Genomic DNA, 19154 nt, shown 5'->3' on the forward strand with positions numbered 1-19154 from the left:
TGGCCGGTGGCCGGTGCGGACAGACAGGAGAAGACGACTTCCCTTGAGTGAAAGAGACGCCGCATGAACGCCCCGCAGCCACGCCCGAGCGGTCTCGCGACCTCACGAGCCCACTCCGCCCGCGTCTACGACTACATCCTGGGCGGCAAGGACCACTACCCGCCGGACGTCGAGGCGGGGGACGCGATGTGCCGTCACTGGCCCGCCCTCCCCGTCCACATGCTGGAGAACCGGCGCTTCATGCACCGCGCGGCCCGCCACCTCGCCGAGGACCACGGCATACGCCAGTTCCTCGACGTCGGGACCGGCCTGCCGACCTCTCCCAACCTGCACGAGGTGGTGCAGGAGGTCGCCCCCGAGTCGCACGTCGTCTACGTCGACAACGACCCCATCGTCCTGGCCCACGCCCGCGCGCTGCTGCGCAGCGCACCCGAGGGCGCCACCGCCTACGTGGACGCCGACATGCACGACCCCGACGCGATCCTGGGCAGCCCCGAGTTCCGCGAACTCATCGACCTGGACCGGCCGGTCGGCCTGCTGGTCATCGGCATCCTGCACTTCATCCTGCCCCCGGACGACCGGCGCCTGATCCAGCGGCTGCTGGACCCGCTGCCCTCCGGCAGCTACCTGGCGATGACCATCGGCACCGCCGACTTCGCCCCCGAGGAGGTCAACCGGGTCGCCCAGGAGTACCGGCAGCAGGGCATGCCCATGGAACTCCGCGACCTCGCCACCGCCACCTCGTTCTTCGACGGCATGGACCTGCTGGAACCAGGAGTCACCCAGGTCCACGAGTGGCGCCCCGGGCCCGAGCAGGAAGGCATCGAGGGCCGCGACATCGCCATGTACGGGGCGGTCGCCAGGAAGCGCTGACACCGTCCCGCCGTCGGGGCGGCCGCCCGGCTCAGCCGCCCGGCGCCCGCCCCGACACCGCCGAAGTCAGCCGGGCCGCCGCCCGCGCCAGGGCGTCCCGCACGCCGTCGGTGCCGTGCGGGGCGTAGTGGCGCCGCCAGGTGGTGGAGAGGGCGGCGACCGGATGGCCGTGGTGGTCGAAGACGGCCGCGCCGAGGGAGCGCAGCCCCTCCGAGACCAGCTCGGTCTCCTCGGACCAGCCGCGCCGCCGGTCGGCGGCGAGCAGGCCGAGGAGCTCGGCGAGCGAGCGCGGACCCCGGCCGGTGCGGGTGATCAGGTCCCCGGGGCGCGGATACAGGGCGCGGACCTGCGCCTCGGGGAGGTGGGCGAGGATCGCCCGGCCGCTGGCGGTCAGGTGCGCGGGCAGCCGGACGCCGATGTCGGTGACGAGGGCGGTGTCGGCCGCGCGTCCGCGCGGCGGGCGTTCCTTCAGCAGGTAGACGGTCTCGGCGCCGTAGACCACCCCGAGGTGCACGGTCTGCCCGAGCCGTCCCGCGAGCCGCCGCACCACCGGCTGGGCCAGCCGCTCCAGCGGCTCGTGCCGCAGGTAGGCCGACCCGATCTCGAACGCCGCCACCCCGAGCCCGTACGCCCGCTCCCCGGGCAGGTAGGTCACGAACCCGCGCTCCGCCAGCACCGTGAGGATGTGGTACGCCGACGACCTCGGCATCCCCAGTTCCCGTGCGAGCGTGGCCGCCCGCACCGGCCCGGTCCGCCCGGCGAGGTGCAGCAGGATGTCGAGTGCGCGCCCCACGGCGGGGGAGGTGCTGGACGTGGGCGCGGGGGAGCCGGGGTGGGGCGGCAACGGGGCCTCCGGGGCTGGACGGTCGGGGACCAGCATGGCCGCCGCCGGGCCGGAGCGCACGGAGGGTCCGGGCGGCGGCCCCCCGTCCCGCCCTCCCCGGTGTGAGCACCGTCTCCCCGGCTCGCCCCGGAACCTCCGCCCCCCGCGTGACAGAATCGCGGCGTTCACCCAGGCGGCGGAGGACAGGAAGCCGGTGCGAATCCGGCGCGGTCCCGCCACGGTGACCAGGCCCGGCGCGGCGACGCGCGCGGGCCCGGGAGTCCGACACTGACCCGCCGCCTTTCGCACTACCAGGGGACGCGGTCATCCCCCGGAGAGGCACGGTCATGTCCGGACCCCGTCGCGCCCCGCGCGCGCTCGCCGCCACGGCGGCCCTCCTCCTCCCGCTCACCGCCTGCGGCGCCGCCGACGGCGGCCGGACCGGGGCGAAGGGCGGCCAGGACGCCCAAGGCGGCGAGGGCTTCCCGTACACCGTCACCAACTGCGGGGTGAAGACCACCTTCGAGAAGGCGCCCGAGCGGGCCGTGACGATGAATCAGCACGTCACCGAGGTCATGCTCGCCCTCGGCTTGGAGGACCGGATGGCGGGCACCGCCTTCCTGGACGACGAGATCCTCCCCGAGTACCGCGCGGCCTACGACCGGATCGAGGTCGTCGCCGACGCGTACCCCTCCTACGAGAAGCTGATCGCCGCCTCACCCGACTTCGTCTACGGCGGCTACGCCAGCGCCTTCGACAAGGGCGCGGGGCGCGAGCGCGCCGCCCTGGCCGAGGACGGTGTCCCCACCCGCCTCAACGTCGAGGGCTGCACCGACGGACCCGTGGGCGTCAAGGAGCTGCGCAAGGAACTGCGCGAGGTGGCCCGGACGTTCGGCGTGCCCCAGCGCGCCGAGAAGCTGATAGCCGAGCAGGAGGAGCAGCTCGCGGCCACCGCCGAACGCCTCAAGGGCGCCGAGAAGCCCGCCGTCTTCGTCTTCGACAGCGGCGACAGCTCGGCCTTCACGGCCGGCGGCCACGGCATCGGCAACGACCTCATCAGCCGGGCCGGCGGCCGCAACGTCTTCGCCGACCTCGACAAGTCCTTCGGCGACGTCTCCTGGGAGAAGGTCGTCGAGCGCAAGCCCGAGGTCGTCGTCATCTACGACTACGGCGGCACCCCCGTCGCCGCCAAGAAGAAGCAGCTCCTGAACGACCCGGCGCTCAAGGACGTGCCCGCGATCAAGAACGAGCGGTTCGCCGTCCTGCCGCTCTCCTCCGCCGTACTCGGCCCGCGCGTCCCCGACGCCGTGGACGAGCTGGCGGACCAGCTCCACCCCGACCGCGCCGCCGAGTAGGGGGCCGTGGTGACCGCCCCCGCGGGCACCCCGGCGGCGGCCGAGCCCCGCCGCCGGGCCCTGTCGTACCCCGCCGTCCTCGCCCTGCTCGCCGGTCTGCTGCTGGCCGCCGGCCTCGCCGGGCTCGCCCTCGGCTCCGTCCGCGTCCCGCCCGGCGAGGTGCTGGCCGCGCTCACCGGGAGCGAGCCGACGCCGCTCGCGCCGGTCATCCGGAACGTGCGGCTGCCGCGCGTGCTGCTCGCCGTCGTCGTCGGCGCGGGCCTCGCCGTCGCCGGTACGGTCCTCCAGGCGCTGGTCCGCAACCCGCTGGCCGACCCGTTCCTGCTCGGCGCCTCCTCGGGGGCCTCCACGGGGGCGGTACTGGTCATCGTCGCGGGTATCGGCACCGGACTGCTCGGCACCGTCGCCCTGCCCGTCGCCGCCTTCGCCGGCTCGATGGGCGCGCTGGTCGCCGTCTACGCGATGGCCCGGCGCGGCGGCACCATGACGACCGGCCGGCTGATCCTCGCCGGGGTCGCGGTGCAGTACATCCTCTCCGCGCTGACCAGCCTCGCCCTGGTGCTCTCCAGCCAGGCCGAGCACGCCCGGGCCATTCTCTTCTGGACCCTCGGCGGTCTCGGCGGCGCCCGCTGGGACAGCCTGTTCCTCCCGGCCGCCGTCCTGGTCGCGGGCACCGGCCTGCTGCTCGCCCTGTCCCGGCCGCTCGACCTGCTCCTCGCCGGGGAGGAGGGCGCCACCGTCCTCGGCCTGGACACCCACCGGTTCCGCGCCGCCGCCTTCGTCCTCGCCTCCCTGGTGGTCGGCGTGCTGGTCGCGGTGAGCGGCGCGATCGGCTTCATCGGCCTGATGGTGCCGCACGCCGCCCGGCTGCTGGTCGGTGCCGGGCACCGCCGGCTGCTGCCGGTCACCGCGCTCGGCGGCGCCCTCTTCCTGGTCGTCGCCGATCTGGTCGCCCGTACCGTCGCCGCGCCCGAGGAGATCCCCGTCGGCGTGGTCACCGCGCTCACCGGCGGGCCGTTCTTCCTCTGGCTGCTGCGCCGGTCCTCCCGCGGAGAAGGAGTCGTCGGATGAGCCACCGCACCGCCCCCGCCCCGGCCGACCCGGGCTTCGGCGCCGCCGCGCCCGGCTCGCTGCGCGCCGAGGGGCTCGGCTACCGCCTGCCGCCGCCCGGCCGGGGCCGCTCGGGCGCCGTCCTCCTCGACGGTGTCGACCTGGCGGTGGCGCCGGGCGAGACGGTCGGCGTGGTGGGTCCCAACGGCAGCGGCAAGACCACGCTGCTGCGCTGCGTCTACGGCACCCTCGCCGCCACCTCGGGCCGGTTGCTCCTGGACGGGCAGGACGCGGCCGGGCTCAGCGCCAAGGAGCGCGCCCGCCTGGTCGCCGCCGTGCCGCAGGACGCCACCGGCGCCTTCGGCCTCACCGTCCGCGAGACCGTCGCCATGGGGCACAGCCCGCACAAACGGTTCTGGGAGGGCGACACCGCCGAGGACGCCGCCCGGGCCCGGGCCGCCCTGGAGCGCGTCGGCGCCGCCCACCTCGCCGACCGCCGCCTCGACGAACTCTCCGGCGGCGAACGCCAGCGCGCCCTGATCGCCCGCGCCCTGGTCCAGCGCCCCCGCATCCTCGCCCTGGACGAGCCCACCAACCACCTGGACATCCGCTACCAGCTGGACATCCTCCACCTGGCCCGTACCCTCCCCCCGACCGTCCTCGTCGTCCTCCACGACCTCAACCTGGCCGCCGCCTACTGCGACCGCATCCACGTCCTCGCCGCCGGCCGCGTCGTCGCGGCCGGCACCCCCGCCGACGTCCTGACCGAGGACCTCCTCCACGAGGTCTACGGCGTCCACACCCGCATCACCCCGCACCCGGTGACGGGCAGGCCGAACGTCGTGTACGTACCGGAGTAGAACCGGCTCCGGCACCGGTCCGGATCTTCCCGGCGCCGACGGTTCCGCCCCGCCTCCGGCCCACCCGGCCGGCCCCGGCGCACCGGAACCAGGGGCCCGGCCGACGGCACCGCCCGACAGGGACGGCACCGCCCGACAGGGACGGCACCGGGGAGCGCCGACGAGCGGTCCGGCCGGGACCCGGTCCGGAAGAGGCCGCCCTCCCGCGCGGCCGCGGACGGCCGTCTCGCCCGCATGGCGTCAACTTCGGCCCGGTCCTTCACTCCGTCGGGTGGGTGGGCGGTGGGCGGACCGCTCACGGGGAACAGAAAGGGATCACCAGCTCACCTCAGGCAGCCACCCCGCCCGCGGTGGCTCCCGCACAGAGACGGACGGACGAGACTTCATGGCCACCGACACCACCCCCCGCTACACCGTCCCCGGCCTCACGGTCCAGCAGGGCGGCAAGCTCATCGACCTGCTGCGCCTTCGGCTCTACGCCCTCAACGACCTCCACCTGACGCTGAAGCACATCCACTGGAACGTGGTCGGACCGCACTTCATCGCGGTCCACGAGATGCTCGACCCCCAGGTCGACCGGGTCCGCGAGATGGCCGACGACGTGGCCGAGCGGATCGCGGCGCTCGGCGGCGTCGCCAAGGGCACCCCCGGCGCGCTGGTCTCCGCCCGCACCTGGGAGGACTACAGCATCGGCCGGGGCGACGCCATCGCCCACCTCGGTGCCCTGGACGTCGTCTACACCGGCGTCGTCGAGGACGTCCGCAAGGCCGTCGCCCAGGCGGGCGAGATCGACCCGGCCACCGAGGACCTGCTCATCGAGCAGCTCCGCGACCTGGAGCAGTTCCAGTGGTTCGTCCGCGCCCACCTGGAGACCTCGGGAGGCTCCCTGCGCACCGCCGGGGCGACCACCGAGAAGGCGGGCGCGGAGAGCGCCACCGACTGACCGGGCCGGGCGCGGGCACCCGCGCCGCGACACCCCGCGGACCGGAGGCCCCGTGGCACGCAGCACCCGCCCCCCGGCGCCGAACCGCGCGGCGGGCCTGCTGGTCCTCTGCTCCGCCGTGGCGGCCGCCGGCGGTCTCGCCGCCGGTGACGCGGACCGGGTCCACGCCTTTCTCCACCACCCGGCCTGGCCCCCGCCCGCCTGGCTCTTCGGCCCGGTCCGGACGGTCCTGTACGCCACGATCGCCGTCGCCGGCCGGCTCGTCGCCCGCACCACGTCGCCGCGCCATGACGGCCTGGTCCGTCCAGCCCACCCGCAACCTCGACTGGACGCCCCTCCTCTTCGGCGCCGTCCAGTACGGCGTGGCCTTCCTCGACGCCGCCCTGGTCACCCTCGCCATCGCGGCGACGGTCCTGTTCTTCCGCCGCGTCGACCGCAGGGCGGCAGCCCTGCTCCCGCCCTACCGCTGCCGGGTGGTGTTCGCGGCGGCGCTGAACTGGTCGGTCCGGGTGCGGAACGGGTGAGGGGCGGGGAGCCGGAAGGTGCCCGGCTCCCCGCCCCGCGTCAGGAAGGACGAGGCCGGTCTACTCCTCCTCCCCGGCCGCCCGCCCCGCCAGCCGCTCGTACCGCTGGCGGGCCGCCTGGGGAGTGCCGAGGCCGAGGCCGAAGGCGATCTCCTGCCAGGTCATGCCGCGGCCGCGGGCCATGCGGATGAGGCCGGTCTCCAGTTCGTCCAGGTCGGCGCGGGCGCTGGGGACGAGGGTGAGGGCGGCGGTGACGTCGGCCGGGTCGACCTCCGGCTCGTCGCCCTCGGGCAGGGCGGTGCCGCTGAGCAGGTAGGAGACGAGGCGGACGGCCTCGTGCGGGCCGATCATCGACGGGTGCACCTGGCGGCGCCGCTGCTCGTCGGTGGCGGCGTGCCGGTCGGCGATGCGGAAGAGCGAGGCGTGCACCCGGCCGGCGCGCGCCTGCTCGGCGTCGGGGGCGGCGAAGGGCGCGTCGGGGGCGGACTGCTGAGGGTCCGGGGTGTTCGGCATGGCTCCAGCGTGGGTGGCGCACGGATTGTTGTCAACGACATGCTTTCAACGTCGCGTTCAATTCACTCGGGCGGCCCTGTCACCAGCGCATACGGACGTCCTCCGCCCACCCCAGTACCCCGCGGACGGCGACACGGTCGCCGGTGTCGTCGTGGACGGTGCCGTTCCAGTGACCGAAGCACTGGTCGGTGTGGTTCGACAGGAGACCCGCGTCCGTCCGGGTCACCCGGTCGTGGATCGGGGTGAAGGTGAGGTCGACCTGCTCCGATCCGGGGGAGCGGACCCGCCAGGGCGCCAGCGGTTCCGCCAGGTCGTAGGACCACGTCAGCTCTTCCCCGATTTTGGAGAGGCGGCCGTCCACGCAGAGGGCGTTCTCGGTGGCCCCGGTCCCGGCGGTCCACCGCCCGCCGAACTGGAGCCCCAGCGTCCGTCCGTCGGTGCGCCCCGACCCCGCGCCCCAGTTCCAGTGCGCCCGCCTCGGCCAGCGCCCGCGCCCGTGGTCCAGCACCGCCCAGGAGTCGCCCGGCGCGAAGGGCAGCACCCGGCTGCCGACACGGACCCGGCCGTGGGCCGGCAGAGCCGTCTGCTTCGAGGTGTACTGGAAGCGGTCCGCGCCCCACGGCACCACCACCGACAGGGTCTCGTGCCCCTCGGGCAGGGCGGCGTACACGTCGACCTCCACCTGTTCCCCGCTGCCCGGCGCCAGGCAGCGGGCGGTCAGCCGGGTGCCCGCGCCCTCGCGCCGGATGCCGACGCGGACCTGGTCGCGCACCGGCCGGGCCGGGCCGACCGTGACGTCATGGCCGCCGAAGGGGCCGGGGACGCCCGCGACACCCTCGGGCAGCGGGGTGCGCGGGCCGCCGGGGCGCAGCGAGGTCCGCTCGATCTCCCGTCCGCCGGGCCCCAGTTCGAGGACGTACACGGCGTCCAGCCGCAGGAAGTCCAGATCGCTGACGGTCAGCGCCACCAGGTGGGTGGGCGTGGTGACACACCAGTACTCCCAGCGTTTGGTGCGGCCCCACCCGCGCAGGTTGGCCCGGTGCAGCGGCCGCCGGGACCAGCCGACCGCCTCGGGCGCCAAGGTGCCGTCGGGGCGGCACAGGTCGACAGGTCCGTGGGTGAGTTCACGTTCGTGGGTGGTCATGGGCGGCAGGGTACGGGGCACGTCCGGTCCGCGGGCCTGACCGGTGCCGCTGAGCAGGGGAGCTGCCGCCTGACCGGGGGCGGACGGACCGACGGGCGGGACCGGGTGACCGGGCGTCGCGGTCCCCTCCGCCGGTGACGGGGAGCGAGTCCCGGTCACGGCACGGGAGTTCTCGCCGGACGGGCCGGGGCGTGGCGGCCGGGGCGTGGCCGCCCGGCCCGGGCGGCCGACGTCCCGAAAAAAGTGCCCACGCCTCCAATCCGCTCCGCCCTCCAGCTCCGAAGAGAGGGATGAGGGGTGCCGGCCGGGCCCCCGTTCGTCGGTGTTCGCGGGTGAGGGGGAGTGCGGCATGGGGCGGGAGCGGCGGCGGGTGGCGGTGGTGGGGGCCGGAGTCGCCGGGCTGACGGCGGCGTACGTGCTGCGGGAGACGGAGGACGTCACCGTGTACGAGGCCGACGAGCGGCTCGGGGGACACGCGCACACCCATGAGCTGACCGGGGCGGACGGGGTGGTGCGGTCGGTCGACTCCGGGTTCATCGTGCACAACGAGCGGACCTACCCGTACCTGCTGCGGCTCTTCGGCGAACTGGGTGTCGAGACCCAGGAGTCGGAGATGAGCATGTCGGTACGGTGCGAGGGCTGCGGTCTGGAGTACGCGGGGGCGCTCGGGCCGCGCGGGCTGTTCGCCCAGCCGAAGAACGTGGCCGACCTGCGGTTCGTGCGGATGCTGACCGCCGTGACGGCCTTCCACCGCAGGGCGCGGGCGCTGCTCGCCGACGGCGGCCGGGGCGGGCCGACCCTCGGGGAGTTCCTGGACCGGCACGCGTTCTCGCCGTACTTCGTGCAGCACTTCGCGATCCCGCTGGTCTCGGCGGTCTGGTCGTGCGCGCCGGGGACGGCGCTGGAGTACCCCGCCCGTCACCTGTTCCGGTTCCTGGAGCACCACGGGATGCTCTCGGTCAGCGGGTCGCCGGTCTGGCGGACGGTGACGGGCGGTTCGCGGGCCTACGTGGACCTGCTCGCCAAGCAGCTCCCGGACGTGCGGACCTCCGCCCCGGTCCGCCGCGTGGTGCGGACGGCCTCCGCCGCCCACGTCACCGTCGGGACCGGCGGCGGGGGCACCTCGACCGAGGCGTACGACGCGGTGGTGATCGCCGTCCACCCCGGACAGGCGCTGGCGATGCTGGCCGACGCGGACGCACGCGAGCGGCGGGTGCTGGGCGCCTTCCCGTACTCCGCCAACCCGGCCGTGCTGCACACCGACACCTCGCTCCTGCCGAAGGCGCCCGGTGCCCGCGCCTCCTGGAACTACCTGCTGCCCGAGTGCGGCCGGGCCGTGCCGCGCGGCGCGGGCGAGGGCGGCCACGTCCGGGTCAGCTACGACATGAACCGCCTCCAGCGCCTCGACGCGCCCGAGCAGTACCTGGTGACCCTCGGCGACGACGGGCGCGTCGACCCGGCCTCGGTGGTCGCCCGGATGGCGTACGAACACCCCGTCTACACGCCGGAGTCGGTCGCCGCGCAGCGGGAACTGCCCACGCTCGGCGGGGAGCGGACCGTGTACGCGGGCGCCTATCACGGCTGGGGCTTCCACGAGGACGGCTGCCGCTCCGGGGTGCGGGCGGCCGAACGGCTCGGGGTGACCTGGTGACTTCGGCACCGGACGCGCCCGGAGCCGGCGCCGCCCCGGCCCTGTACCACTGCGAGATCCGCCACCTGCGCACCGGGCCGCGCCGGTACGCCTTCGGCCGGCGCACCTACCTGTGGCTGGTCGACCTCGACCACATACCCCGGCTGCCGCGCGGCCTGCGCCCGCTGGCCCGCTTCGACGCCCGCGACCACTTCGCGGGCGCCGCCGCGCCCGGCCGCGCCCCCGGCCCCGCCATCCGCGCCGCCCTCGACCGCTACCTCGCCGCCCAGGGCGTCGGCCTGGACGGCGGCCGGGTCCTGATGCTGGCCCACGCCCGCGTCCTCGGGCACGTCTTCAACCCGCTGACGCTGTACTGGTGCCACGGCCCCGCCGGGGAACTCCGGTGCGTCGTCGCCGAGGTCCACAACACCTACCGCGAGCGCCACTGCTACCTGCTGCGCCCCGACCCGGCCCACGGCCGCGCGGAGACGCCCAAGGAGTTCCACGTCTCGCCCTTCTTCACCGTGGCGGGCACCTACCGGATGCGGCTCCCCGCACCCGGCGAGAGCCTCGACCTCGCCGTCCACCTGGACCGGGACGGCGTACGCCGGTTCACCGCCACCGTGCGCGGCACGCGCGGCCCGGCCACCACCGGCGCCCTGCTGCGGGCCGCCGCCCGGCACCCCTTCTCCACACTCGCCGTCTCCCTCGGCATCCGCCGCCACGGCATCCGGCTGTGGGCACGTGGCCTGCCCGTCGTCCCCCGTCCCCGACACCGCGCCCAGGAGGGCCTGGAATGAACGTGTCCGTCCCGACGCCCGGCGCCCCCGAGGCGCCCGCCCCGCACCACCCGGCCGCGCCGGACACCCCGTCCGGCCACGGCCGGCCGGACGCCGCCCGGTGGCCCGGCGTCGCCACCGTGCCCCGCTGCTCCCCGCCCCGCTCCCTGATCGGCCGGGCGCTGCTGACCCGTGCCCTGGACCGGCTGCCGCTGCACGTGCGGTGGGGCGACGGAACCGGCGCGCCGGGCACGCGGCGACTCGGCACGGGCGGACCGAACCTGCGGGTGCGCGACACCGACGCCTTCGTGCGCCGGGTCGCCGTCGGCGGCCTGATCGGCTTCGGCGAGTCGTACATGGCCCGGGAGTGGGAGGCCGACGACCTGCCCGCCGTCCTCGGGGTGCTGGCACGGCACGTCACCGAGCTGGTGCCCGCGCCGCTGCACCGGGTGCGGCGCCTGTGGGACCTCCGGCGCCCGGCGTCCGAGCGCAACACCGTCGAGGCCGCGCGGGACAACGTCCAGCGCCACTACGACCTCTCCAACGACCTCTTCGCCCTCTTCCTGGACGAGACGCTGACCTACTCCGGCGCCGTCTTCCGCTCCCTGCCCGCCGCCTTCGACGCGCTGCCCGCCGCCCAGCACCGCAAGATCGACCGGCTGCTCGACCTCGCCCGGGTCGGCTCCGGCACCCGCCTGCTGGAGATCGGCACCGGCTGGGGCGAACTGGCCCTGCGCGCCGCGGCCCGGGGCGCCCGCGTCACCACCGTCACCCTCTCCGCCGAGCAGCGCGACCTGGCCCTGACCCGCGTCGCCCACGCCGGGTACGCCGACCGCGTCGACGTGCGGCTCAGCGACTACCGGGACGTGAGGGGCGACTACGACGCGATCGTCAGCGTCGAGATGATCGAGGCGGTCGGCGCCGAGTTCTGGCCGGAGTTCTTCGGCGTCCTGGACCGGCGTCTGGCCCCGGGCGGCCGGATCGCGCTCCAGGCCATCACCATGCCGCACGAGCGGATGCTCGCCACCCGCTCCGCCTACACCTGGATCCAGAAGTACATCTTCCCCGGCGGCATGATCCCCTCCCTGCGCGCCGTCGACGACCTGACGCGCACCCGCACCACCCTGCGCGTGACCCGCGACGACCCCTACGGCCCGCACTACGCCGAGACGCTGCGGCTGTGGCGGGCGCGGTTCGCCGATCGGGCGGCCGAGGTGGACGCGCTCGGCTTCGACCCGGTCTTCCGCCGCATGTGGGACTTCTACCTCGCCTACTCCGAGGCCGGCTTCGCCACCGGCTACCTGAACGTCCGGCAGATCCTGCTGGAGCGCGCGGCGCCCGGTGTGCCCGCGCCCCGTACCGAGGGGAGCCCCGCGTGAAGGGCGCCGCCCAGCGCATGACCGCGTCGCTGGAGGAGATCACCGGCGGGCCCCTGCCGTTCCGCCTCCGTCCCTGGGACGGCAGCGAGTCCGGCCCAGCCGACCCCTCCGGCACGCTGCCCGTGGTCGTCGTGCGGCACCGCCGCGCCCTGCGCCGCCTGCTCTGGTCGCCCGGCGAACTGGGCCTGGCCCAGGCGTACGACGCGGTGACCGCCATCGAGACGGGCGAGCACGTCGGCGACGCCGCGTACCCGGCGTTCACCCGCCTGATCCACGACCGGCTACGGCCCGGCGGCCGCGCCCTCGTCCAGCAGATGTCGCGGGGCGCCCACGCCCCCGGCGGCGGCGCCTTCATCGAGACCCACATCGCCCCCGACATGCACATGCGGCCGCTCGGAGAGACGGTCGGACTGCTGGAGGGCGCGGGTCCGGAGGTGCGGCACACCGAGTCGTTGCGCGAGCACTACGTCCGCACCGTCGCCGCCTGGGCCGAGACGCTGGAGGCGCGCTGGGACGAGGCGGTCGCCCTGGTCGGTGAGGTCACCGCCCGCGTCTGGCGGCTCTGCCTCGCCGGTGGCGGCCTCGCCTTCGACCAGCGCCGGATGGGCGTCGACCAGGTCCTCGCGGTACGGCCCGGCCGCGACGGGGCCGGCGGGCCGCCCGTGACCCCGGCCGGCTGGTACGGCTCCGGGGAGGCGGCCCGATGACCGACTGGGGCGGACTCGCGGCGGGGCTCGCGGTCGCGGCGGGGGCGGCGCTCGCCGTCATGCTGGTCACCTTCGCGCTCGCCCTGCGCGAGGGCGTGCACCGGATCGTCGACGTGGCCTGGGGCGCGGCCTTCGCCGCCGTCGCCCTCGCCTCGTACGGCTTCTCCCGCACGCGACCCGAGCCCGGCGACGGCTCCCTCGCCCTGCTCGCCACCGTGCTGACCTGCCTCTGGGGCCTGCGCCTCGCCGTCCACATCGGGCGGCGCGGGCGCGGCCAGGGTGAGGACCCGCGCTACGCCAAGATGCTCGCCAAGGTCCCCGGCAGCCCCGCCGCCTACGCCTTCCGCAAGGTGTACCTGCTCCAGGGCGCCCTGGTCTGGCTGGTCTCGCTGCCCGTCCAGGCCGCGATGTACGTCCGGGAGCCGGTCGGCGCGCTCGCCGCCTGCGGGGTGGTGCTGTGGGCGGCCGGCCTCGCCTTCGAGGCGGTGGGGGACCGGCAGCTCGCCCGGTTCAAGGCCGACCCGGCCCACCGGGGGCGCGTCATGGACCGGGGCCTGTGGGGCTGGACCCGCCACCCCAACTACTTCGGGGACTTCCTGGTCTGGTGGGGCCTGTTCCTGCTGGTCTGCGCCGATCCGGCGGTGGCCGGGGCCACCGTCGTGGCCCCGCTCACCATGTCCTGGCTGCTCGTCCTCGGCAGCGGGAAGGCCCTGCTGGAGCGGCACATGGCCGAACGCCCCGGGTACGCCGCCTACCGCGGACGGACCAGCGGGTTCTTCCCGCTCCCGCCCCGGCGGTAGCGACGCCTCACCTGGCGCGGCGCGCGCACAGCCCGAGCACCGAGAGCGCGGCCCAGCCGACCGACACGGCCAGCACCTTCGGCCGGACCGCACGGTCCAGGGTCGGGCCGAGCAGCAGGGCGTCTCCGAGGTCGGCGGCGATGCGGACGGCGGTGGCGGTGCGCAGGGCGGGGCCCTCCGGGGCCGTGGCCATGGCGAGGCCGACGGCGAGGTCGCGCCAGGCCAGGGGGCGGAGGCAGGTCTCCGTGTCCCTGGGGACCGCGCCGTCCCGGGTCGTCAGGCCCGACGGGCGGGCCAGGAGGGCGGGGCGGGCCGTCACCAGGGCGCCGTAGACGGCGGTGGTGGTGCCTACGGCGCGGAGCAAGGGGGTGTGCACGGTGGCCTCCCGGTCGGGGTTGGGGGTACTCGTGGTTCGCCCCCGGAGGGCGTTGCGGATGCGCCGGTGCCCCGGCCGGGCTCAGAGGCGGCCGCGAGCGCCGGCCGGGCTGGGTCCGGCCGGGCTGGGTCCGGCCGGGCTGCCGCGGCCGGGTCGTATCGGCAGGGACGCGGGCGTCGTCGTCGACCGCGGCGAAGCCGAGTGCCCGCCAGAGCTGGAGGGTGCGCTCGGGCCCCACCCCGGCCCGCTCGGCGACCTCACGCCGTGTGTAGGCCCTGCCGTCGCCGAGAAGCAGCTCCTCGACGGCGGGGTCCGGTTCCCCGGCGCCGCCGCTCATGTGGTGTGCACGATGAGGACGTCGACCGGCGCCTTCCGGGCGATGTCCGCCGGTACGGAGCCGAGGAGCCGCCCGGCCAGCGAGCGCAGCCCTCGGTTGCCGACGACCAGCAGGTCGGCCGAGCACTCCCGCGCGGCCCGCGCCAGCGCGGCGACGGGCTCGCCCTCCACCGCCAGCGACCGGACCCGCCGCGCCCCGTGCGAGCGGGCCCGGTCCCGGGCGGTCTGGAGGGTGTCCTCGGCGGGCGCCGAGCCCACCACCTGGTGGGCCTCGGCACCCAGCTGGTCCTGGGCCCGGGCCAGGTCGGGCCCGCGCATCGGCACGTACGCGCAGACGACGACGAGTTCGGCGCCGCAGACGGCGGCGAGCCGCGCGGCCCTGTCGACCGCAGCGAACGACGACTCGGAACCGTCCGTGCCGACCATGACGGTCTGATAGGTGCTCACGCCAACTCCCCTCGCCCCGAGACTACTTACTCCGGCGTAAAATAAAGCGCCGGGTGCGGGCGGGCAAGGGGGCCGACGGGGTGCTCAGGTCGTCCGGCTTCCGGACGTCAGGCCAGCAGGGCGCGGGAGGTCTGCCGGGCGCCGGCCGTGTGTGCGGGGAGGCGGCCCTGTGGGCAGGTGGCGGCCAGGAGGTCGTCCGCCTTGAAGAGGGCCGCCTTGATGTCGGGCGAGCCGGTGGCGGCGCACAGGGCGCGGGTGGCCTCGTCGAGGGCGCGGCGGTTGGCGGGCGTGTCCCGCTCGAACTGGGCGATGCGGACCTGGGCGTACTGGGACAGCAGGGTGCGCAGTCGCTGCGCGCTCGGGGTGGTGGTGGCGGGCGGGGTGGGCACGCGGAGCGTCCTTTCGTCGGGAGGACTCTCCTGTACATATGTCCCCGCGCGCGGCATCCATGCCTAAAGAATCACACTCGGTGATCGTGTGTGGCCGCTGGGTGCGTGCGGGGACGAGGCGGGCCTGCCGCGGGCCGGCTATGCGGGCAGGTCGTAGTCGAACCAGATGCTGTGGCTCCCGTCGCTCTCGTCGGTCAGTCCGCCGGTACCGGTGATGCCGGTCAACTGGCCGGTGCCGCTGGACGGGATGATGACGAAGGACTCGTCCTTGCGGTCGTCGCCCGAGGTCGTCGCCGAGTGCGTGAAGTTGAAGGTCCCCGTACGACCGTGGAGCGCCCCCTCGAAGGACTCCATGGCCACATATCCGCCCACGTTGGTCGCGTGGTCCAGCGCGTACGTGAACAAGGTGGCCGAGTGGCCGGTGATCTCTCCCTCGAACCGCTTCTGCATCGTCGCCACCCCCGCCGGGGTCCCGGTCGCCACGGCCCGGGCGGGCGCCAGATCGGCCGGGGCGAAACCGCTGACGGTGAAGGTTCCTGTAGCTCTCATGCGGCGAGCCTAGCCGTGCGCTCCGGTCGGGCGCAGGACATCGACAGGCTCGGTGCGGACCGGCCGGACGGGCGGCGCCCCGGGGCCCCGGAGGGAGACCTCCGCGGGCGGCCCGGGGCGCGCGGGGGCCGGCCGGGAAGGGGCCTCACTGCTTGCCGGTGCCGACCGGGTCGATCACGACGCCCTCCGAGGTGGAGCTGTCGGAGACGGGGACGTTGATCTCGGTCGGGATGGTCTTGGAGCGGGTCTCCTCGGGCGGGGTCACGACGAGCCGGGTGATGTCGACGCCGGAGCCGCCGGAGTGGTTGGCGGGGTAGTGGAGGGTGGCGCGGGTGGTCTCGCCGGTCTTGAGGACGACGGTCGGGGTCGCCAGGTCGCTGCGGTTGGCGTTGACGCCGCCCGGGCCGCTGTCGGCCTTGAGGTCGACACCCGGGAAGCCCTTGAGGAAGCAGGCGTCGCCGGTGTTCTTGAAGGCGATGTGCAGGGTGCCCTCGCCCATGCCGTGGGCGCTGCTGATGTCGAGGTTCGCGGTCTCGCAGGGGCCGGTGTTGATCGTGCCGCCGCCGCTGCCGGGGGCGTCTGTCGCCGAGTCGCCGCCGGTCGTGTTCCCGCTCTCCTCACCCGCTCCGCCCTCCTGTGCGTCCCCGCCCTTGCCGGAGGGCGAGGAAGAGGAAGCGGGGGCGGCGGCGTCGGTGTCGCCGGTGCTCGCGGCGGTGTCGTCGCCCTGGCAGGCGGTGAGGGAGAGGCCGGTGACGAGGGCCAGGGTGGCGAGGGTGATCTTGTGAGCGCGCATCGGTCGTCCTTGGCGGTCGTGATGTGTGCTCGCCGGGAGCGAGCCTTGCTGGTCATGTGGACCCGCCGGACCGCCCGCGCCGTTCCGCCCGGACGGATCTTCTTGCATGGCTGTTACACGTGAACAGTTCCTGTTACCGGGTCGGCCCGCGGCGTGTCGGCTCGTGGGTCCAGGGACCCAGGGTCCGGGGCCCTGGCCGGGCGCGGCCGGCGTCCCTAGGGTCCGTCCCGATGGGCGGCGCGGACGCGTGACGCACGGGGGCGTGGCCGCGAGATTGTCATGGCTCGCTCACGCGTGCCGCTCCTGCCTGTGCTGTCCCCTTCCTGTGAGGAGAGAACGATGTGCGAATCCTGCGCGACACCGGCGGTCGAGGAACTCGCGGCGGACGAGGAGGCGGTGCGGCGCGGGGGCCTGTCGCGGCGCGGCCTGCTCGCCGGGCTCGGCGCCGGACTGGGCCTCTCCGTCATCGGCCTCACCACCGGCGCCTCGACCGCGTCGGCGGCCTCGGCGAAGAACGGCGCCTGGGCCAACCCGGCGCTCGGCTACTTCCCCCAGGGCGGCCACTACGGAGCCCCCCGAGGCGGCGCCGCGCACGCCGGGCAGGACATCACCAACTCGACCGGCACGGGTGTCTACGCGGCGGCCGCCGGCACCGTCATCCGGCGTTCGTGGGGCGGTGGCCTCGGCGGCCGGACCGGCAACGCCCTGGTCATCTCGCACGGCGGCAACCAGTACACGTACTACGGCCACCTCAGCGCCTACCGGGTCGCGCTCAACGCCAAGGTCAAGGCCGGGCAGCGCATCGCCGACATGGGGGCGACCGGCAACGTGACGGGGCCGCACCTGCACTTCGAGACGCACTCCGGCGGCCTCGGCAGCATCACCAACCCGGTCACCTTCATGACGGCTCGCGGTGTGGACCTGGGCGGCGGCTGGCCCCGGCTGGACGCGGGCGCGTCCGGCGCCACGGTCGTCGTCGTCCAGCGGCTGATGACGCAGCGGGGTCACAAGCTGGTCGCCGACGGGAACTACGGCTCGGTCTCGGTCGCCGCCGTCAAGAAGTTCCAGGCGTCCAAGGGGCTGGTGGCGGACGGCCAGGTCGGCCCCGCGACCTGGCCCAAGCTCGTGTACACCCTGCGCCAGGGCAGCAGCGGCCAGCACGTCAGCGCCCTCCAGACCGCCCTGAACCGGCGCAGCGCGGGTCTCGCGGTGGACGGCACCTTCGGTTCCGTCACCACGACCGCCGTCCGCGCCTACCAGGGCCTGAACCGCCTGGTCGTGGACGGCGAGGCGGGCCCGGTGACCTGGCAGGCGCTGGTGGGCTGACCCGGCCGACGGGCCCGGTCGCCGGTGAGGTGCCGGCGACCGGGCCCGGGCGGCCCGACACCGGCGGGGACACCGCGGGTCGCATCGCTACAGGCGCGAGTCGACCCAGTCGCGCACATCCCGGCGGACGAGCAGCAGGGCGGCCACGGGCATGCTCAGGACGATCAGCAACAGCAGGACGAAGGCGACGAACAGCACCCTGCCCGGAGCGGGCAGCTTCCCCAGCACGGCTGCCAGCAGCAGCACGGGGAAGAAGACGCCTTGGATGCGGCTGATCATGACGGCGTACGGGCCCCCGCGCCACAGCCGGTACCCGCAGACGGCGACCACCAGCAACCACAGCAGGAGAGGCCAACTCGTGTAGAGGGAGAGGAGAGCGCCGGGGTCGAAGCCGCGGGAGAGGTCGGGAACCTCGGGCGGGAGGATGTCCCCGACGGCGAGGACCAGGCCCGCGAGCAGGAGGGGCAGTGTCAGCGGCGCCAGCCAGAACGTGGCGATCACCAGCACGCTCACCTTCACCGCCCACGGGCGCCGCGTCCTGGGCTTGAGTCGCGCCGGAACGCCCGCCCGCCGATAGACGGGCTGCAAGGCGCGCGGCAGAGCCCGCTGTGTACGACGTGCGACGCCGAGCAGGGGGAACCTGCCGTCCAGCATCTCCCAGTGCGGTGTCCAGTCGCGGTCGAACCAGATCGCCGCGCGAACATAGCGTCCTCGCAGGAGACGGTGGCGGATGCGCTTCGGCGGGTAGTCGGGCAGTCCTTTGGGGAACTCGCCTTCCAGCGCCGCGCGGAACCGCGTGTACTGGTCGTGGTCCCGGACGGCCAGGAGGACCAGACGGGTCGGGTCGTCGCGCCTCACCAGCTCTCTGACCTCGCGGCCGAGATTCCTGCCCGCCCCCGCGGCCAGCACGACGAGGGCGGAGCGGTCGAGCGCGGCGACCACCTCGTTCCACCACGTCCCGTCCGAGGCGTAATGGCGCTGGGCGCCGAGGTGCGGCAGCCGGTCGGTCGTACTGCCGAGCGCCACCATCCGGCCGAACGGTGCGAACGCGCGGCCGACCTGGTCCTCTTCGGTCCGCAGATGGGCGGGTGTGGGCAGCATGAAGGTGAACAGCAGGCGGAACCATCGCCGTGCGGCCACCCGGGAGAAGCCGGCGTCGTCCTTGAACGACCGGAGGAACACCACGATCCGCTCGTCCGCGGGGAGGCCCTGGATGCTGGTCAGGACGGGAGTCAGATGCATCCGCCCCCGCAGCACCGCCCAGATGCCGGCCACCACCAGAAGCGCGTTGGCCGCGAAGATCCCCCAGGTCGCCCAGGCCGAGGCGGTCCCGTAGGCGAATCCGATGCCTCCGGCGCCCAGGGTCAGTGCGATCCACCCCGCCGTACTCAGACGGCGGCCCTGGCGCTCGGACTGGGCGATCACGGCGGCCTGACGGGGCGGGCGTCTCGGTCTGGGCGGCGCTGTGCTGTCGGTTCGCAGTTCCGCCATCTTGCTCCGCCTTGTCGAGTCGGGGACGCTGGCTTCCTCACGGTAGTGCTGAGAGGGCGTGAGTTGT

The 19154-nt window shown here is 75.0% G+C and carries 20 protein-coding genes, 1 pseudogene and 1 riboswitch; of the genes and pseudogenes, 12 read left to right on the plus strand and 9 right to left on the minus strand.

From position 1 onward, the window contains the following. Positions 1-63: 63 nt before the first annotated feature. On the plus strand, positions 64-873 hold the full coding sequence (locus Sdia_RS06545; RefSeq protein ID WP_115068825.1) for an SAM-dependent methyltransferase: 810 nt from the start codon (positions 64-66) through the stop codon (positions 871-873). 31 nt (positions 874-904) lie between these two features. On the opposite strand, the gene Sdia_RS06550 is transcribed toward Sdia_RS06545, so the two are convergent. Next, positions 905-1666 carry an IclR family transcriptional regulator gene (locus tag Sdia_RS06550; protein WP_229831565.1) on the minus strand — a complete coding sequence of 254 codons (762 nt, stop codon included), beginning with the start codon at positions 1664-1666 and terminating at the stop codon, positions 905-907. A 195-nt stretch (positions 1667-1861) separates the two neighbouring features. Beyond that, positions 1862-2008, plus strand: a riboswitch (cobalamin riboswitch). 35 nt (positions 2009-2043) lie between these two features. On the opposite strand from Sdia_RS06550, the gene Sdia_RS06555 reads away from it, so the two are divergent. The 5 genes and pseudogenes from Sdia_RS06555 to Sdia_RS06575 all read left to right on the plus strand — a co-directional run bounded on the left by Sdia_RS06555 (position 2044) and on the right by Sdia_RS06575 (position 6428). Then, positions 2044-3051 (plus strand): ABC transporter substrate-binding protein, encoded by a 1008-nt coding sequence (locus Sdia_RS06555; protein WP_189500441.1) that lies wholly within the window; start codon positions 2044-2046, stop codon positions 3049-3051. 6 nt (positions 3052-3057) lie between these two features. Further along, positions 3058-4122: a FecCD family ABC transporter permease gene (locus Sdia_RS06560; RefSeq protein ID WP_115068824.1), complete on the plus strand. Its 1065-nt coding sequence runs from the start codon at positions 3058-3060 to the stop codon at positions 4120-4122. Next, the gene (locus Sdia_RS06565; RefSeq protein ID WP_115068823.1) at positions 4119-4961 is read left to right on the plus strand and encodes an ABC transporter ATP-binding protein; all 843 of its coding nucleotides are present in this window, start codon (positions 4119-4121) and stop codon (positions 4959-4961) included. Before Sdia_RS06560 ends, Sdia_RS06565 begins: the two co-directional genes overlap by 4 nt. 385 nt (positions 4962-5346) lie before the next feature. After that, positions 5347-5904: a Dps family protein gene (locus Sdia_RS06570; RefSeq protein WP_100455406.1), complete on the plus strand. Its 558-nt coding sequence runs from the start codon at positions 5347-5349 to the stop codon at positions 5902-5904. Positions 5905-6022: 118 nt separating this feature from the next. Further along, positions 6023-6428 (plus strand): annotated as a pseudogene (locus Sdia_RS06575) (TspO/MBR family protein). Positions 6429-6488: 60 nt separating this feature from the next. Here Sdia_RS06575 and Sdia_RS06580 read toward each other — a convergent pair. Both Sdia_RS06580 and Sdia_RS06585 read right to left on the minus strand, forming a co-directional pair. Next, the gene (locus Sdia_RS06580) at positions 6489-6941 is read right to left on the minus strand and encodes a DNA-binding protein (protein WP_115068822.1); all 453 of its coding nucleotides are present in this window, start codon (positions 6939-6941) and stop codon (positions 6489-6491) included. A 79-nt stretch (positions 6942-7020) separates the two neighbouring features. Next, positions 7021-8085: a DUF2804 domain-containing protein gene (locus tag Sdia_RS06585; protein WP_100455408.1), complete on the minus strand. Its 1065-nt coding sequence runs from the start codon at positions 8083-8085 to the stop codon at positions 7021-7023. Positions 8086-8434: 349 nt separating this feature from the next. Here Sdia_RS06585 and Sdia_RS06590 point away from each other — a divergent pair, with 349 nt between their 5' ends. From Sdia_RS06590 to Sdia_RS06610, 5 genes are read left to right on the plus strand one after another with little or no spacing between them, the layout of a single operon-like run. Next, a complete protein-coding gene (locus tag Sdia_RS06590) occupies positions 8435-9736 on the plus strand; it encodes an NAD(P)/FAD-dependent oxidoreductase (RefSeq protein ID WP_100455409.1) in 1302 nt (433 codons plus the stop codon). Beyond that, the gene (locus Sdia_RS06595; RefSeq protein WP_124287344.1) at positions 9733-10515 is read left to right on the plus strand and encodes a DUF1365 domain-containing protein; all 783 of its coding nucleotides are present in this window, start codon (positions 9733-9735) and stop codon (positions 10513-10515) included. The genes Sdia_RS06590 and Sdia_RS06595 overlap by 4 nt, the downstream gene beginning before the upstream one ends. Next, positions 10512-11873 (plus strand): SAM-dependent methyltransferase, encoded by a 1362-nt coding sequence (locus Sdia_RS06600; protein ID WP_100455411.1) that lies wholly within the window; start codon positions 10512-10514, stop codon positions 11871-11873. The genes Sdia_RS06595 and Sdia_RS06600 overlap by 4 nt, the downstream gene beginning before the upstream one ends. Further along, positions 11870-12580, plus strand: a complete 711-nt coding sequence (locus Sdia_RS06605) for a class I SAM-dependent methyltransferase (RefSeq protein WP_185393114.1) — start codon at positions 11870-11872, stop codon at positions 12578-12580. The genes Sdia_RS06600 and Sdia_RS06605 overlap by 4 nt, the downstream gene beginning before the upstream one ends. Continuing rightward, on the plus strand, positions 12577-13380 hold the full coding sequence (locus Sdia_RS06610; RefSeq protein ID WP_124287341.1) for a DUF1295 domain-containing protein: 804 nt from the start codon (positions 12577-12579) through the stop codon (positions 13378-13380). The genes Sdia_RS06605 and Sdia_RS06610 overlap by 4 nt, the downstream gene beginning before the upstream one ends. Before the next feature lie 7 nt (positions 13381-13387). Here the strand turns inward: Sdia_RS06610 and Sdia_RS06615 are convergent, their stop codons facing one another. The 5 genes from Sdia_RS06615 to Sdia_RS06635 all read right to left on the minus strand — a co-directional run bounded on the left by Sdia_RS06615 (position 13388) and on the right by Sdia_RS06635 (position 16270). Continuing rightward, positions 13388-13756 (minus strand): hypothetical protein, encoded by a 369-nt coding sequence (locus Sdia_RS06615; RefSeq protein ID WP_185393113.1) that lies wholly within the window; start codon positions 13754-13756, stop codon positions 13388-13390. Positions 13757-14089: 333 nt separating this feature from the next. Continuing rightward, positions 14090-14539, minus strand: coding sequence for a universal stress protein (locus Sdia_RS06620; protein ID WP_124287340.1), 450 nt, complete (start codon positions 14537-14539; stop codon positions 14090-14092). Positions 14540-14646: 107 nt separating this feature from the next. After that, positions 14647-14928: a DUF5133 domain-containing protein gene (locus Sdia_RS06625; RefSeq protein WP_229831564.1), complete on the minus strand. Its 282-nt coding sequence runs from the start codon at positions 14926-14928 to the stop codon at positions 14647-14649. Between the two features lie 138 nt (positions 14929-15066). Then, entirely contained in the window at positions 15067-15477 is a 411-nt protein-coding gene (locus Sdia_RS06630) for a DUF3224 domain-containing protein (protein WP_100455418.1), read from the minus strand. A 145-nt stretch (positions 15478-15622) separates the two neighbouring features. Further along, complete coding sequence (locus Sdia_RS06635) at positions 15623-16270, minus strand: DUF4232 domain-containing protein (protein WP_100455419.1); 648 nt, start codon at positions 16268-16270, stop codon at positions 15623-15625. Between the two features lie 339 nt (positions 16271-16609). On the opposite strand from Sdia_RS06635, the gene Sdia_RS06640 reads away from it, so the two are divergent. Continuing rightward, positions 16610-17596: a peptidoglycan-binding protein gene (locus tag Sdia_RS06640; protein ID WP_100455420.1), complete on the plus strand. Its 987-nt coding sequence runs from the start codon at positions 16610-16612 to the stop codon at positions 17594-17596. An 87-nt stretch (positions 17597-17683) separates the two neighbouring features. Here Sdia_RS06640 and Sdia_RS06645 read toward each other — a convergent pair whose 3' ends face one another. Next, positions 17684-19087 (minus strand): hypothetical protein, encoded by a 1404-nt coding sequence (locus Sdia_RS06645; protein ID WP_147289603.1) that lies wholly within the window; start codon positions 19085-19087, stop codon positions 17684-17686. Positions 19088-19154: the final 67 nt, after the last annotated feature.

Source organism: Streptomyces diastaticus subsp. diastaticus (assembly GCF_011170125.1).
Taxonomy (GTDB): Bacteria; Actinomycetota; Actinomycetes; order Streptomycetales; family Streptomycetaceae; genus Streptomyces; species Streptomyces diastaticus.